The following is a 15,314-nucleotide window of genomic DNA, read 5'->3' as shown; positions in this document are numbered from 1 at the left end:
GTCAACACGAGATATGGGTTCTGTGTCGCAGTGTGTCTGTAGCGCGACAGAACGATCTCAAAGGCTGTTCCTATGCGATCGGCTCAAGGGACGCTGGCGATGTCCGCTTCCGAAAATTTGTCCGAGCCGGCTGAATGACCGGGATGGGCGCTTAGCCGAACGTCAGCTTTCAGCCGCAAGACGTGCGGCGGGCAACCCATTAATTTTCGGCATCCGTTAATCCGCCTCCCGTATGTTCGCCAGACTACCCCCAACGTGTCATCCCGCCAGCAGGGATGGGCGGCGAACTGGTGCTGATCCGGCGCTCTACCCCGGGGGGACGCGGGTGAGCTCCTCGACGACATGATGCAGGTCCAGGCCGACGATCGCAGCCAGATCGAGCAACTCGATCAGATCGACCCGTCGCTCGCCGCTCTCGATGTTCGACACGAACGGCTGGTGTCGCCCGAGCCGGCTTGCTACCTCCGCCTGAGTCAGACCCGCCGCCTCCCGCGCATCGATCACGAGTTCGATCAAACGCGCGTGTCGAGCTGAACCGAGGGTGCGCGCCATGCCAAGCCGTGCGGGTGAGAACCACCAGCTCGGCTAGAATCGATATTCGGATATCCAAAAGTCGGATATTTCGCTGGACTACCACCCCTCACCGGAGCCACACGACGTACCGGGGCGCACGCCGGTCAGGCGGCTCGCTCAGGCACGCGACGGAAGGGCAGCTATGAGAACGCGGCGCAGGCAAACCGGCGTACAGCTCGCGACGGCACTCACTCTGGCTTCGCTTGCCCCATCCGACGCCCAGGCAGGACAGAACTTCGTCCAGATCTATATCGACGCGCAGGGTGGCTGCGCCAGTGCGGCCGGTCCCCTGGCGTTCGTCCTGGCCGGGGGCGGCCTGCAGGCGCCGTTCGGCAAGCTCGCCGGCGACTGGACGGACACAGATCTCGCCGCCCTCCCCGCCATCTTGTCCGCGTGCGAGCGGACGGCGGCCCGGGTCAACTCGTATCTCGCCGCCGAGGTCAGGGACCAGGCACGGGAGCTCGAGACGCGCGTGCCGAAGATCGTGGCGGCCGCGCGCGCCGAGCGGGCGCGGCAGGCGGCCCAACTCCAAGCCCGGCGGGACCTCGCGCAGGCCCGGATCGAGGCGGCACGCCGGCAGGCGGAACTGCCTGCCGCCGGCCCCGAGGACGATGTCCGACGCCTGGAGGTGGAGGCCGGACGCGCGGAAGCGCAGGCGCGGGCCGCGGCGGGGTACCGTGATCGTGCCTTGCGTGATGTGGCCGAACAACGATCGCAGGCCGCGACGCCTCGACCTGAGGGGATGCCAAACAAGCCCGCAGGTGACGGGAGCCAGCCGGCGGTCGGCCCAACGGCGACATTCGGCTTCGACGCGCCGAGCTTCCGTCGGATGTACGACACGCGCCTACGCGGTGATGGCGACGGCGGTATCGAGGAATGCGCCGAGCAGAATATGAACTACGACTGCCGGTTCGACGATGCCCCGTTCCGCAAGTCGGTCGAGGCGTTCCGCAAGCTCGACCTCGCGCGAGGTTCGTTCAGCTCGAAGCTCAGCCTGTCGGTGGTCAGCTGGGTCGGCAGAGCATCGCGCATCGTGCTCACCGGTGACCGTGCGGATCCGATGAATTTGTTCGGCTTCGTCGGCAAAGTCGCCAGCCTGATCAAGACGCTCGAGCCGGGGATCGCGGAGGTGGGGGTGCAGGATCTGCTGAGCGCGGGGCTGAGCCTGACGCGCGGCGACGACGATCCGACCATTGGCGCCGAGCGGAAAATCGTTCGGGGTGCGTACGTCGCCCGGTGCAGATCCGCCCCATCGCACGAGAGCACGGCCATGACGTGCACGTTCGAGCCACGCGCATAGCAACCGTGACACGACCGTTCTCTTCCGATCCCAAGATCTCAACCAGTCTGAGAGCCTGTTTGAGCGTCTTATCTTAAGCCGGATTGTTGAGGGCATTAGCGGCCATGAGGCTGGCGGCGCAGACGAGGCGCCCTGTCGCGACATCAAGGCGACCGGCGCGCTCACGGTGCAGGCCGCCCCAATGGCTGAGCCAGCCGAAGGTTCGCTCCACGACCCAGCGCCGCTCCAGGACGACGAAGCCCTTCTGATCCGGGTCTTTCTCGACGACGCGATGGCGCATGCCGTGGATGTTGCACCATTCCCGGCAGCGTTCGGCCGCGAAGGCGCCGTCGAGGATGGCCAAGCGTAGACTGGGCCACTGCTCCTTGCCATCATCAAGGGCGGGTAAGGTATCGCGATCCTGCACGTTGGCCGGCACGACGGCGAGCGCCAGAACATGGCCTTCGGCATCGACCAAGGCCACGCGTTTGCGCCCGACGACCTTCTTGGCGCCATCGTAGCCGCGCGGTCCGCGCACCCCGATGCATTTGACGCTCTGCGTGTCGATGATCGCCAGCCGTGGCTCCGACCGGCGTCCGCAACGCCGCCGCTGACGGCGGGTCAGAGACCGCAGCAGGCTCTCGAACAGGCCCTTGTCGATCCAGCGCCGGAACCAGCCGTAGACCGTGCGCCACGGCGGAAAGCCCGCAGGCAGCGACCGCCATCCTCCGCCCGTCCGCAAGTGCCAAGCTATCCCTGCCAGCGCGTGGCGCGCCGGTGTAGCCTCCGGACAGCCCGGCGGATCCGCGCGCTCCAGGAAACGGGCCACCTCGTCCAAGCCCGCTTGCAGCACCATGTTCTTCAGACGCGCCTCGTGACGCGTCCGATGTCGGTCCGTCCACATCTGCTCTCCACCCCGCCCCGCCAGGCGGAATTTGTGTTGCTACACGAGACAGATGGGGACGGCCGGCAGAGGCGCTCAAACAGGCTCTGAGCACGTACGGTGTCGTCTGCTCAACAGCTGGCGCGCCATTGACCGCGGCGAGTTTGCCCCTCAATCCCGCATCACCTCCCGCCGTGTGATGTTGCGACGTACGGTTTCGCGGCCGCGGGCGCTCCGCTGCGTGAGATAGTTCAACGCCTGCGAGGTCGCGTCGACCTGATCGTCATGCGCACCGTACGGGAATGCCAGCAGTTCCCTGCGGTAGCCCTCGAACCACTCGAAGCCCCGCGCCACGTGCACGCGGCCGGCCTCGAACGCCGGCGCGTGCGCCTCGAGACGCGCGGTCTTCTCGCCCCGTGGCCGGAGCAGCCGCGGCCGCAAATCGGTGGTCCGCTGGATCTGCTGGACCAGGGTGCGGCCGAGCTCGGTGTCCTCCACCAGCGTCACGTGCGGATCCCAGGTCCTCGTGCATCGGAGCATCAGCCGCCGCAGCTCGGGCGCCTCCAGCCGAACCCGGACGAGGTCGAGCAGGTAGGCATGCGTGCCCACCGCCCCCCAGAGCTGGCCGACCGACCAGCTGCTGGTCTCGGTGATCGTCGAGGCCAGATCCCAGCTCGCCACGAGGTGCTCAAGGTCGGCTGGCTCCTCGTCGAAGAAGCGCAGCCAGTCGTCGCGGATGATGTTGCCGCCCGGCGGGATCGGATCCTGGCCGTACTGCGCCGCGAAGTTGCTCGAGCCGAGGTCGGCCCGCAACCGCTCTAGTACCTCGAGCGGCTCGCGCTCGGGCAGCAGCACCTCCCCCGCCCGACGGTGATGCACGTCCCCTCCCCCGGCCCGATCCGGTAGGCTGCGTCCTCCGGGGCGATCGCCGGGATCACCAGCATCGCCCAGCCGCGCCGGCGCATCATGGCTCGTCCTCCCGGGTGAGATGGCCGACGAGGTCATCCTCGTGCAGGCGCTGTCCGACGACGACGATCGCCCCGGTGCGCTTGTCGTTCAGTCGACTCGGGAACTTGGTATCCCACAGGTTGAGTTCGCGCCGCCGCACCGTCTCGGACAGCGCCGCCCCCGGGCTCATCGCGTCGTCGGCGATGATCAGGTCGGCACCGCGCCCGAACACCGAGCCGCCAAGGGGCACGCCGAAGCGGTAGCCGCCCGCGGTGGTGATGGTCTCGCTCGCCCGGTCGCCGCCGCGCGCGATCCGGAACGCGGGGAAGGCGGCACGGTACCATTCGCTCGCCACCACCGCGCGGAAGGAGGCGGCGAGCGAACGCACGAGGCTGTCCTCGCTCGACACGCAGATGATGCGCCGCCGGGGGTCGTGGCCGAGCCGCCACGCCGAGAAGCCGATCGAGGTCATGATCGACTTGCCCGAGCGCGGCGGCACGGCGATCACCAGCCGGGTCTCCCGACCATCGTGCACCCGGGCCAACGCCTCGGCCATCGCGTCGAGGTGCCAGCTCGGCGCGAAGGCGATACCGGGGTTGAGCGTCAGGAACACCCGGTGGATGAACACCATGAAGTCGGTGCGCACGAGGTGATCGACCATCCGCGGGGTGATCATGGTTCACCCCCGCGGAGCTTGCGCACCTGCTGGCGGAGGAAAGCCTCCAGCACCTCCTTTTCCTCCTGCGATAGGTCCGATGCCGCCGGCCTATCGTCGACCGGCGCCTCGGGGTGAAGCCTGTGCAGCAGCCGGATCGCCGGTACTTTGCTCTGGGCCGAAGCGGCGAACAGGAAGTGGTCGAGGGCCTCGCGCCGGGTCACGGTGGCGGGGGTGCCGTTGAGCGAGAGCGTGATCTCCTCGTCGAGGAAATCGACCGCGGGCTTGGGCCGGCCGTTGCGGCCGTAGGGGTTGCGGATCTCCCCCTCCCTGATGCGGGTGTCCCGACGCGGGGGACGCGGCGGGCGGTTCATCGCTCACCTCCCACACCCTCGCCACCTCTCCCGTCGCGGCCGTCGAACGCCGCCCGCTCCGCCGCCGTCTCGGCGAAGGTACGCCCGGTCTCGGCATGACGCGCCGGCTCGCCGATCAGCTTCTCCAGCCGTCGCACCCCGAGGTCGACGTAGGCCGGGTCGATCTCGATGCCGATGCCGATCCGCTTGACCTTGTGCGCGGCGACCAGCGTGGTCGCGGAACCCGCACAGGGATCGAGCACAATGTCGCCGCGTAGGCTGACATCGAGGATCGCATCCTGTAACATCGCTACGCTTTTGGGCGTCGGATGGTCACCGTGATCCTTGTCCTTCCCATGACCGAAGGCGTTCGCTCCAGCATTCGACCAGACGTTCGAACGATAACGGCCGTTCGCGCCGAGCTGGATATTGTTGATGTGCGGCGCAGCGCCGTGCTTCCAGGCGAAGATCAATTCGTGCTGTGACCGCCACAGCGATCCCTGCCCGGCCTGGGTCTTGTGCCAGACGATCAGGTTCTTGAGTTCGGTATAGACCGCACGGCCGGCGGCCATCATCTCGTCGATGTGGGCCCAGTCGATGAACACGAGATGGATCGAACCGGGGACCGAGAACGCCACGAGGTTCTCGAAGATCATCTTGAGGAACCGGGTGAACTCGCCCGGGGTCATCTCGCCCGAGGCCATCGCGAACTCGCGCAGGTTGCGCTTTGTCACATGACCCTTCACTCGACAGTTGTAGGGCACATCGGCGATGATCAGCCGCGCCCTGCGCCCGCCGAGAAGACGCAAATAAACGTCGCGCTCGCGCGCGTCGCCGCAGGCCAGGGCGTGACCCTTGATAGACCAGATGTCCCCGCGGATCGATACGATCGCTGCATCCGAGGGGGACGCCGGCAGCGCATCGGCCTCGTCCGCCTCCTCGGTCTCCGCACCGGGGTGCAACAGCACGTCGAGCTCGACCGTCGGGATCGCAGTGTTGATCAGCAGGTCGTACTTGACCTCGGCGATATAGGCGACCTCGAGCTCGAGGTTCTTCTTGTTCCAGCTCGACATCTCCTGGATCTTGTTAAGGCTGATCCGAAGTGCTGCGACCTGCACGGGGTCGAGATGGTCGATCACGACCACCGGCACCCGCTCGAAGTCGAGCGCCTTCAGCGCGCGGAAGAGCGCGTGGCCCGCGATGATCGTGCCGTCGCCCGTGACTAGGATCGGCGCCACCGGACCGTTGAGAGCCAGGATGTTGCGCTGTAGCTGGTTCTGTTGGTCCTTATGGTAGGTCCGCAGCTCGCGCGCGTACGGTGTGATCCGCTCGATCGGCCAGTACTCGATCTTGAGCGTCCTGGGCTGCGCGGTCGGACCTGGGGGCGAAGACGCTGGATCGCCGGGTTGCGCCACGACGACCGGGGTCGAGCGCGTGCGCTTCCTCGCGATGGGAGGATTGGAGGGGGCCATGATATTCCACGAGGGTGACCCCGGTGGAACCCGGCACACGTGCCAGGCCGGCGACGTTCATGTCCAAGCTCCTCGCGGGGCTTGTTAAATGCCACGTTGAACGTCGAGGGTAATCACACCGTCGTCGATCTCGCAGACCGTTTACCCCTGGCGGCTCGCGCCGCAGCTCAGGAAGCTCGGGCCATCCGGTAGCCGCATCTCGCAAGCCCGGAAGCACAACCAACCCTAACGAACAGGGGTCTGCAGGTCAACAACACCAAATGTCTAAGAGCCTGTTTGAGCGCCTCTGCCGGCCGTCCCCATCTGTCTCGTGTAGCAACACAAATTCCGCCTGGCGGGGCGGGGTGGAGAGCAGATGTGGACGGACCGACATCGGACGCGTCACGAGGCGCGTCTGAAGAACATGGTGCTGCAAGCGGGCTTGGACGAGGTGGCCCGTTTCCTGGAGCGCGCGGATCCGCCGGGCTGTCCGGAGGCTACACCGGCGCGCCACGCGCTGGCAGGGATAGCTTGGCACTTGCGGACGGGCGGAGGATGGCGGTCGCTGCCTGCGGGCTTTCCGCCGTGGCGCACGGTCTACGGCTGGTTCCGGCGCTGGATCGACAAGGGCCTGTTCGAGAGCCTGCTGCGGTCTCTGACCCGCCGTCAGCGGCGGCGTTGCGGACGCCGGTCGGAGCCACGGCTGGCGATCATCGACACGCAGAGCGTCAAATGCATCGGGGTGCGCGGACCGCGCGGCTACGATGGCGCCAAGAAGGTCGTCGGGCGCAAACGCGTGGCCTTGGTCGATGCCGAAGGCCATGTTCTGGCGCTCGCCGTCGTGCCGGCCAACGTGCAGGATCGCGATACCTTACCCGCCCTTGATGATGGCAAGGAGCAGTGGCCCAGTCTACGCTTGGCCATCCTCGACGGCGCCTTCGCGGCCGAACGCTGCCGGGAATGGTGCAACATCCACGGCATGCGCCATCGCGTCGTCGAGAAAGACCCGGATCAGAAGGGCTTCGTCGTCCTGGAGCGGCGCTGGGTCGTGGAGCGAACCTTCGGCTGGCTCAGCCATTGGGGCGGCCTGCACCGTGAGCGCGCCGGTCGCCTTGATGTCGCGACAGGGCGCCTCGTCTGCGCCGCCAGCCTCATGGCCGCTAATGCCCTCAACAATCCGGCTTAAGATAAGACGCTCAAACAGGCTCTAAGATGTCGTGCAGTTGGTCAGTCTTAAACAATCTGTGAGCGGCGGGATCACGCGTCAGCTAATGGGGGTGCCGCGCTCCTGCGGAAAAGCTTCCGTTGCCACGTGCCCCGGCTCCAGTAGCGAAGCTCGACACGCCGCACGCCGTCGCCGCCGACCCGCGAGCGTCCACGCAGGACGGACTGACCGCTGGCGCTGACCTCGATCTTGGGCCGGACCGCCGACGCTCCGCCCGTCGCGACCTCCATGTCGCCGATTGTGAAGCCGACCCAGTGGCCCCGCTCGCTACCCGAACGAGGCTGTCCCACGCGTCCCGCCAGTTCGGCGATCCGTCGCGCGAGGACCGGCGCAGCGACGTCCCTGTAGCCGGACAGGCCGGCGGCGACGTCTGGCAGCGGCCTCCGGGTCGCCGTGTGTCCGAGGAAGCTGCGGTTGGCTATGGTTGGACGGAGGGGCATCGCTGCGGTCTCCCGATCGGTGCTGCAGCCTCACCCCCGCCGGGCGGATGTCAAGCTTGGCCGGTGGTTCAACTGCCGAGCGCGTCGGTGTAGCCAATCAATCCCCCGGATTGATACAGCATTAGGAATAAAGGCCGTCATTCAATTTCGCGCTGCGGGATGGTCCTTTTCGCGCTGCGGGATGGGCCATCGGGGGCCATTTCGCGGCGCGGCAAAAGCAGGTCGATGCGGAGATCGGTTCGCGCCTGACTGCGTGCACCACCAGGCAGTTTTTGGAAACTGCTTGTCTGGTGGTCGAGACGAAAAACGCCGTGGTGTCCGCGGCTTAGCCGCGTTTTCACGACGATTTATCAGTCTCCAACCCGGCAGACGACGGATAGGCGCCTGAACGAGGCCGCCGTCTCCGCTGCTACCAAACCCGTTTCCGCGCACTTGATTCGATGACCGATGCATAGGTCGTTCGCTGCGGGCGCACGGCGATGCGAACGCGAGCGGTCGCCGACGACGCAAGGATGGTAGCGCTGAAGTTCGGCTCCGACGGCAGGGGATCGGATCGCCCGGTGATGGACCCGGCGCGCGTCGATGCGGTGGCGCGGCGATGCGGTGGCGCGGCGATGCGCTCACAAGCCCAGGGCGCGCTCCTGCTCAGCCCAGGATGTCGGCAATTCGGCTAGGTGCCGGACGCCGATGCCACGCGGCAGGCGACCGTCGACGATGGCCCGAACGATCCGCGGGGCAAGATGAGCGAGCGGCAACATCATCCGCACCGCGCGCTCGCTACAGCCCTCGTGCAGTGCGATGGCCGCAGTACCCGCCGCACGCGCCGCGACGAGATCGTCGACCCAGGCGCGGCTGCGGGCGATGGCCGTAAGGATGCGCGCGCGGTCCTCGACCTTCATCGGCCGCAAGCCATCGCGCTCCACGCCCGGGGGCACGACGATCTCCCGGCGCCGACGATGCCCCGCGGGCGACCAGGGGATGCGGATCGGATCACGCTCATCCCCGCCGACCAGCTCGATCAGCAGCGCGTCGGGATGGACCGTCACCCGCGCGACGTGGATCGCAACTATTTCGGCGTCGCTGAGGATCTCGGATACCGGAGCGGATGGCGAGGCAGATGCGCCAGTCGAGAGAAGCGTCGCGCGCAGCGCCTGGACCACACTGGCCTCGACCGCGTGGGCTGCGATGCGCCGGACGGCGCAGGTAGGCCGCTCCCGGACCGCCGCCCGGCTAACGTAGTACCGGTAGCGCCGCGCGCCCTTGGCCGTGTGGCTCGGAGTCATCGGCTGGCCGCGCTCGTCCCGGATGCGCCCGGTGAGCAGATGCGCGCCTTCCCGCCGCCGGGCGGTGTGGGCGTGGTGATTGGCCGCCAGCTGCGCCTGCACCGCGTCGAACACCGCCGCGTCGACGATGCCAACATGCTGGCCCTCGTGCACACGGCCCCGGTGACTGAGCCAGCCGACGTAGATCGGGTTGGCGAGGATCTTGTACAGGTGCCCGCGGGTGAACGCCCCGCCCCCGACCGCTTTGCCCTTACCATCGCGGCGCTCGGGCACGCGGATGCCGGTGGCCTCCAGCTCGGCGTGCAGCGCGCTGACCGTGCCGAGCGCGCGATAGCGGGCGAAGATCGCGCGCACGACCGCGGCCTGCTGCTCGACCACGTGCAGCGCTCTGGCCTCCACGCGGTAGCCCAACGGCACGACGCCACCCATCCAGATGCCCATGCGCTTGGACGCGGCGATCTTGTCGCGGATGCGCTCGCCGGTGACCTCGCGCTCGAACTGGGCGAACGAGAGGAGGACGTTGAGGGTGAGTCGCCCCATGCTGGTGGTCGTATTGAACGCCTGGGTCACCGACACGAACGAGGTGCCATGCGCGTCGAACAGCTCGACGAGCTTGGCGAAGTCGGCGAGCGCGCGGGTGAGGCGGTCGACCTTGTACACAACGATGACATCGACCCGACACTCGCGCACGGCGTCGAGCAGGCGCTGGAGGGCGGGACGTTCGAGGGTGCCGCCGGAGTATCCGCCATCGTCGTAGCGTTCGGGCAGGAGCCGCCAGCCCTCATGGGCCTGGCTCCTCACGTAGGCTTCCGCGGCCTCGCGCTGGTTGTCGAGCGAGTTGAACTCCTGCTCGAGCCCGTGCTCGGTCGAGACACGCGTGTAGATCGCGCAACGCAGCGTCGGGCGGGCGCCCGAGGGGGGATGCTGTGCGGCGTTCACCGAGCGCCGCGGTTTGACGCTCACGCCGGGGCCCTCCGCTCACCTCGCTCCCGCCCAGCCCCCGTCGCCGCATCGGCCCGTTCGCGCAGGCCGAAGAAGCGGGGGCCGTTCCATTTGGTACCGTTGATGGCGTGGGCGACGCGGGACAGGCTGGGATAGGTCGCCCCGTCCCAGGCGTAGCCGGCGTCGAGCACGGTGACGGTGTGCATGCGCCCGCCCCACTCGCGCGACAGCTGCACGCCGGGGATGTGCCCGCGCCGGTCCGGCACCGAGACCGCGATGGCGGTCGGGATGGCCCCAGCGCCGGGCTCGGACCTGTCTCGTCCGACCGCCGTCCCCCGCCCGGCTGTGAAACGGCCGAGGACCTGCGCGATGTCGCGGTCGAGGTCGCCCAACGCGCGGATCTGAAGGCGGTGGGCGAGGATGCGGGAGCGCAGGGTGGGGAGAGGCCGGGCGGGGCGGCCGAACCGAAGTCCCGCCGCCAGCGCCGGGCGAGGGCGGCGGCGTCGAGGCCGGCGAGTTCATCGAGCGCAGCGGCGAGCCGGTCGGCGGGGGCTGACCTCCGCCCTGACCACCGCTCTCACCGTCTGCGCCGCGGCCGGAGTGCGCTGCCCGCCCATCAGGCTGCCGCCGCAGCCGCGACGGCGGCCTCAGCCGTCGGTGTGCGCCGGGGCTTGCGCGCCCGGGGCGGGGCGGCCGGGATCACCGGCGCGGGGATGCAGTAGGCGATGGCATCGTCTGGGCGGGCAGCCTTCAGCAGCGCCTGGCCGCCGGTGCGGATGCGAGAGAGGGCGGCACGGGTGGTGTGGGGCAGCCAGCCGGTGGCCGCGATCAGCTCGGCGAGCGTCGCCCCCTGCTCGCGCTTCAGCAGCGCCAGAACCTGCGCCTTCTTGCTCGCGATCGCAGTACGGGCGGGATCGTCCGGTGTGGCGGCAGGAGCACCCGCAGCCACCTTGGCGGCGCGCGGCGGCTTGGGCGGGGCGAGGCCGATGGCCCGGTATCCGGCGGGGGTGAGGCGGTGCGGGCCACCCGCCTCGGCGGGTGCGATCACCAGGCCATCGCCCATGAAGCGGCCGAGCAGCCGTGCGTGGGTGGCGGGCTTCATCGCAACGGGGGGCGTCAGTCGGCCCTCGTCCGCTGCGGCGGCCTGCAGCAGGCCAGCCTCGGTCCGGTTCAGCGGGACAGTCGTCGGGGCGGTGGCGGTGGCATTCGTAGCGGTCATGGCGATCGTCTCCGTAGCGGCGGGCGAGCCCCGCCACCGACCCGACCCCGCGATCGGCTCTGCGATGGGCCGGCGGGGTGAGGCGAGGACGACCGCGCGTAGCGACCGCATGGGGACGGCCGCGTGCGAACGGACAGTCAGTCGCGGGAGGCGAAAGTCTCGGCGGCCTTTCGGTTGATGCGGCCGATGAGGCAGATGGCGCCGTGCAGGGTCTGGGCCTCGCTGAGGGGGACGTCGAGGTCGAGGACGATGCGCACGGCCTCGCGCTCGGAGCCAGCGCGGGCGCAGACCAGGGCGGCCTTGGCGAGGGCGGCGGCCTCGGTCAGGTGGGCGCTGATGGCGGCCAGAGCTGCGGTCACGCTCAGGCCGGCCTCGCTCGTATCCGTCCGGCCCGTGGTCGTCTCGCTCATACCGTCACCCCGTGCGAGTAGCTGCCTCGGCCCGCGGCTGCGTCGGCCCGGTCAACACACACGCTCTGTTGGCGGCGACAGTCCAGGCGAAAGTACCGGATCCCGCCGACATTCGCGTCGTAGTCCGGGAAGGCCTCCGCCAACGCGAAAAATTGACCCATTCCGGGCATTGGGAATGTCCGCTTGTGGGCGACCAGCCCGCGGCTATGAACCTTCGGCAGGGTTGACTGGGGGTGTTGTGCTCCACCGCGGTTTGTCGCCCTTTTGGCGCATTACGAGGCGTTTGCTCGAGTGTCCTTTTTAGACCGTTGCCGTTTCTGCTCGTCGGGGACTCTAGCGATCCGCTCGCATTGGGCGAACAGCTTTCACGCGTAACGCCGCCTGGGGCCAGGGTTCTGTCGTACCCGCCCGCGCCGCGTCGCGACCATTGGGACGGATAAACACCACGAGAAGCTCCGGCGCGCTCCGGCCGCCACCCCAATGCGATCGCGACAGGACCCGAAGCTCTTCAAGATGGCGGGCCTTCTCGCCAGTCGCATTTTCGACGGCGACCGTCAGTCCCACGCAGTCCGACACTTCGAAAAGTGCTGTATGCAAAACCCTAGTTTGCATACAGCGGCGCAGGTTCTCTGCGCTTTGGCGTAGCGAGCACGCCGCTGCCATCCCACACTTGTTCTTGTTTCGTTCACAATGTAAAACAGCGGGGTCACGTGGGATGCGGGGTCAGCGCTCTGCACGGTTCAACTCACCCCGAAAGGAGCTCGGGACAGGGGGCGGCGATCGTATCGTCTGGGTTGTCAGCGTCCTTGCGCCAAGCCAGTCTCGGCCGCAGTGAACGACACCTGAGGTCGTTGCATTCGCCGCTGGGAGGGCAGGTGACAAACACCATTATCCGCGTCGCGATCCACGACCTGACCAAAACCCAGGGGGCCTTCGTCGTTAAGCACGGAAAAAGCGATCTGAAAGTTACTCAGACGATGCAACGCGTGATCGACGACCTCACCGCTCTCTACGCCAAGCGGACCTCGAAATCTTACGGGAAATTCGCGGTCGATGAAGATCGATTTCCGACCGAGAAGCACCTCCGCGCCTACCTCAACGTCCAGCCCAGCGACTTCACGACGCTGACGCACAAGATGATGGAAACGCTAAAAGCCCAGGCGGGCTACAAGGGCGCTGCCACGGGCGGCCACGTCTTCTTCGCTCACTTCGAGCGCGAAGAACGGCAGTACCTCCTCATCGCGATCGTCAACGAGAAGCTCGGCGCGTCGATGACGAGCGATCTCGATGTTCAGGATGTCCGCCATCTCGACATGGACGGTTTTCGGTTCGCGGGCCGCATCAACATGACCAGCTGGGCCAACGGCGAGGAGCGCTACATCGGCTTCTTGAAGGGCAAGCGGGAGGTCTCCGAGTACTTCAAGGAATTCCTCGGCTGTGACACCACGGTCCAGAACCGCCGCGACACGGCCGAGCTTGTCCAAGCGTTGATGGCATTCGCCACCGATGAAGGCATGGACACCCCGAGAAAAGACGATTTCCTCGCCCGCGCGAAAACCATCTGCGAGCGTTCGGCCAAGGCTCAGGAGGAACTCAGCTTCGAGGCGCTGGCCAACGAACTGAGCCCGCAGGATCCCGAGAGGCTGATGACCGTTCTGGCCGATCCCGATCTGCGCCTTAACGACGGCTTCGTGCCTGATCGCCGCGCCCTCGGACCGCTGATCAAATTCAAGGGCAAGACCCCGACCTGGAGCATCGAGTTCAACCGCGACGCGATCACCCGCGGAAACGTGCGGTTCAACGCTGAGGACAACACCCTCACGTTGACCGGCCTGCCGGAGGATCTCACAGCGCAGCTGCGCGCTGAGTACAGCCAAGATGGCTAGGATCACATTCGACCAGCTGACCCTGCTGTATCGTTATATCGCCTTCGAGCAGAACAGTGATCAGGGAAGGCTGTCGATTGCGACCCCAGAAGTCCTGGAGGTCATCCAACTCATCGAAGATGACCAGGATGTCGCTGTTGACGCAGACATCGTGGTACTTGACGATGGCGCGCTTCAAGTCGGTCAGATCGTATCAGTCCGCGTCGGCCCACCCCGGACTGCGCTCGGCTCCCTCGTTCGCGACTTCGACGGGTTGCTCGATACCCCGGAAGCGCGGGTCAAAGAACCGCGCGCCTACTTCGTCATCGACGGCGGTATCACACCGGACATCGATCCCTGTCCCGAGCGCCTAGCGACCTATCGCAAGGTCATCGAGTTCACGAAGCTCGTCGGCGAAGCAGCGGCCTATGTCGATCAATCCAAAAGGGAATTGATCTTCATCAAGGATGGCAAGTTCAGCGTTCCGCTGGCTTATAAGGCCGCCGACTTAGACCGTGTGAGCGTCTCCGACACCGACGCCATTCTCAGCGCGTGCGCCGACGAGATTCACCGAGACCAGAAGCTCGCGATCCTCGCCGAAGCCGTCATCGGGATCTGCGCGTCTCAGCCGGTCGCAGTCCGGTTTCGCCACCTCATCGCAAACCTCGGTTCGGTGAACGAGGAAGTTCGCAACGGCTATCAGCTGTTCGCGTCCAGCTTCTCTTACTCAAAGATCCGCAACGAGATCGAAGCCGCACGCATCGATTATCTCAACAAAATCCATAAAACGATTATCGATATCCAGACGCAGTTGCTCGGTATCCCTGTCGCGACGGTCATCGTCGCCTCGCAGCTGAAAGTCACATCCGCCTGCGGCGTCGAGTTCTGGACCAACTTCGCCGTCGTCGTGGGAGCGTGGATCTTCGTCGCGCTCTTGGCGATCGCCATCGGAAACCAATGGGCGACGCTGGCGTCCATATCCGACGATATCGCGCGCCAAAAAACCACGTTTCAGCGGGACTTTGCGGCGCTAAGCGATCAGTTCGATACGATTTTCGTCACCCTCGCCGGTCGGATCAAATGGCAGCGAAGGTTTCTGGGGTTTGTTGGCGTGCTCGCAGTCGTCGGGGCAGCGGTGGCCACGTTCGTCGCGTATCGAGTGACCAACGTTCCGTACATGAGCTGTTGGTCAGGTGAAGTCTCCGCGTCGGCACCAACACCGATCCCGCCGGCTGTGACGCCTGTCGCACCGGCTCGGACGCCTCCGTCGCCTGTCTCGCCAGCCAACACACCGATGAACGCGGCGCCGTCTAAGCCAAGCCCGCTACCAGATCCGGCTCCGCCAACGCCCGCCAAGCCGAAAATGGCTCCCACGCCACAGGCCCACCCGCAGCCGTAAGTGGTTTGCGCTGTCAGAAGCGCCAGGGGAGGAGAGGACACTCCGTGTCACCGCAGTTCGGCTGATAGCTCGGTAGAACTGATCGCATAGGAGCGGCCCGCTCCAGGGGGCGACACGGCGACGGTCATCCGAAACAGAATGTCCGCTACCGGGCGATCAGCTGATGTCCGTTCATGGCGCGAAGCTGCGGTCTGGAATGGCAGGGTTTGGCCGAAAGCCGCCGATCCGCTTTTGGACAGCTGATGCGGATAAGCGGACAAGCCGCTACCGACCCAACCTCGTCGTAAAAATCGATCTATGGTGCGCCCGAAAGCGGTTGTTCAACTCCGTCAGGCGAGGATTGGCATGACGTCGGCACCGAGGTCGTTTACGCGGCATGGGACTAGAGC

At 66.7% G+C, this 15,314-nt stretch carries 14 protein-coding genes; 4 read left to right on the top strand and 10 right to left on the bottom strand.

Annotated features, from left to right (window positions below):
• Nucleotides 1-306: 306 nt before the first annotated feature.
• Nucleotides 307-552, bottom strand: coding sequence for a helix-turn-helix transcriptional regulator (locus FVA80_RS24535; protein ID WP_147910281.1), 246 nt, complete (start codon nucleotides 550-552; stop codon nucleotides 307-309).
• 163 nt (nucleotides 553-715) lie between these two features.
• Between FVA80_RS24535 and FVA80_RS24530 the strand changes: the two genes are divergently transcribed.
• Nucleotides 716-1,873 (top strand): hypothetical protein, encoded by a 1,158-nt coding sequence (locus FVA80_RS24530; protein WP_147910280.1) that lies wholly within the window; start codon nucleotides 716-718, stop codon nucleotides 1,871-1,873.
• Nucleotides 1,874-1,946: 73 nt separating this feature from the next.
• On the opposite strand, the gene FVA80_RS24525 is transcribed toward FVA80_RS24530, so the two are convergent.
• From FVA80_RS24525 to FVA80_RS24505, 5 genes are all read right to left on the bottom strand, one after another.
• On the bottom strand, nucleotides 1,947-2,756 hold the full coding sequence (locus FVA80_RS24525; protein WP_147911041.1) for an IS5 family transposase: 810 nt from the start codon (nucleotides 2,754-2,756) through the stop codon (nucleotides 1,947-1,949).
• A 150-nt stretch (nucleotides 2,757-2,906) separates the two neighbouring features.
• On the bottom strand, nucleotides 2,907-3,614 hold the full coding sequence (gene terL / locus FVA80_RS24520; RefSeq protein ID WP_187193496.1) for a phage terminase large subunit: 708 nt from the start codon (nucleotides 3,612-3,614) through the stop codon (nucleotides 2,907-2,909).
• An 85-nt stretch (nucleotides 3,615-3,699) separates the two neighbouring features.
• Nucleotides 3,700-4,359, bottom strand: coding sequence for a hypothetical protein (locus tag FVA80_RS24515; protein ID WP_147910925.1), 660 nt, complete (start codon nucleotides 4,357-4,359; stop codon nucleotides 3,700-3,702).
• Nucleotides 4,356-4,712, bottom strand: coding sequence for a hypothetical protein (locus tag FVA80_RS24510; RefSeq protein ID WP_147910924.1), 357 nt, complete (start codon nucleotides 4,710-4,712; stop codon nucleotides 4,356-4,358). The genes FVA80_RS24515 and FVA80_RS24510 overlap by 4 nt, the downstream gene beginning before the upstream one ends.
• A complete protein-coding gene (locus FVA80_RS24505; RefSeq protein WP_147910923.1) occupies nucleotides 4,709-6,163 on the bottom strand; it encodes a DNA modification methylase in 1,455 nt (484 codons plus the stop codon). The genes FVA80_RS24510 and FVA80_RS24505 overlap by 4 nt, the downstream gene beginning before the upstream one ends.
• 355 nt (nucleotides 6,164-6,518) lie before the next feature.
• Here FVA80_RS24505 and FVA80_RS24500 point away from each other — a divergent pair, with 355 nt between their 5' ends.
• Nucleotides 6,519-7,328: an IS5 family transposase gene (locus FVA80_RS24500; RefSeq protein WP_147911041.1), complete on the top strand. Its 810-nt coding sequence runs from the start codon at nucleotides 6,519-6,521 to the stop codon at nucleotides 7,326-7,328.
• 1,099 nt (nucleotides 7,329-8,427) lie between these two features.
• Here the strand turns inward: FVA80_RS24500 and FVA80_RS24490 are convergent.
• From FVA80_RS24490 to FVA80_RS24475, 4 genes are all read right to left on the bottom strand, one after another.
• Nucleotides 8,428-10,029 carry a recombinase family protein gene (locus FVA80_RS24490; RefSeq protein WP_147910949.1) on the bottom strand — a complete coding sequence of 534 codons (1,602 nt, stop codon included), beginning with the start codon at nucleotides 10,027-10,029 and terminating at the stop codon, nucleotides 8,428-8,430.
• A 20-nt stretch (nucleotides 10,030-10,049) separates the two neighbouring features.
• Nucleotides 10,050-10,424, bottom strand: coding sequence for a DUF2924 domain-containing protein (locus FVA80_RS24485; protein ID WP_187193495.1), 375 nt, complete (start codon nucleotides 10,422-10,424; stop codon nucleotides 10,050-10,052).
• A 224-nt stretch (nucleotides 10,425-10,648) separates the two neighbouring features.
• Complete coding sequence (locus FVA80_RS24480; protein WP_147907809.1) at nucleotides 10,649-11,251, bottom strand: DUF3489 domain-containing protein; 603 nt, start codon at nucleotides 11,249-11,251, stop codon at nucleotides 10,649-10,651.
• Between the two features lie 137 nt (nucleotides 11,252-11,388).
• Nucleotides 11,389-11,661 carry a hypothetical protein gene (locus tag FVA80_RS24475; RefSeq protein ID WP_147907808.1) on the bottom strand — a complete coding sequence of 91 codons (273 nt, stop codon included), beginning with the start codon at nucleotides 11,659-11,661 and terminating at the stop codon, nucleotides 11,389-11,391.
• Between the two features lie 875 nt (nucleotides 11,662-12,536).
• Here FVA80_RS24475 and FVA80_RS24470 point away from each other — a divergent pair.
• Nucleotides 12,537-13,547, top strand: coding sequence for a nucleoid-associated protein (locus tag FVA80_RS24470; RefSeq protein WP_187193494.1), 1,011 nt, complete (start codon nucleotides 12,537-12,539; stop codon nucleotides 13,545-13,547).
• Nucleotides 13,540-14,925: a hypothetical protein gene (locus tag FVA80_RS32050; protein WP_147907806.1), complete on the top strand. Its 1,386-nt coding sequence runs from the start codon at nucleotides 13,540-13,542 to the stop codon at nucleotides 14,923-14,925. Before FVA80_RS24470 ends, FVA80_RS32050 begins: the two co-directional genes overlap by 8 nt.
• Nucleotides 14,926-15,314: the final 389 nt, after the last annotated feature.

Origin of the sequence: Methylobacterium sp. WL1, from assembly GCF_008000895.1 — a bacterium.
Classification (GTDB): domain Bacteria; phylum Pseudomonadota; class Alphaproteobacteria; order Rhizobiales; family Beijerinckiaceae; genus Methylobacterium.
The sequence above is the reverse complement of the archived record's forward strand: the minus strand, read 5'-3'. Positions and strand labels throughout refer to the sequence as shown.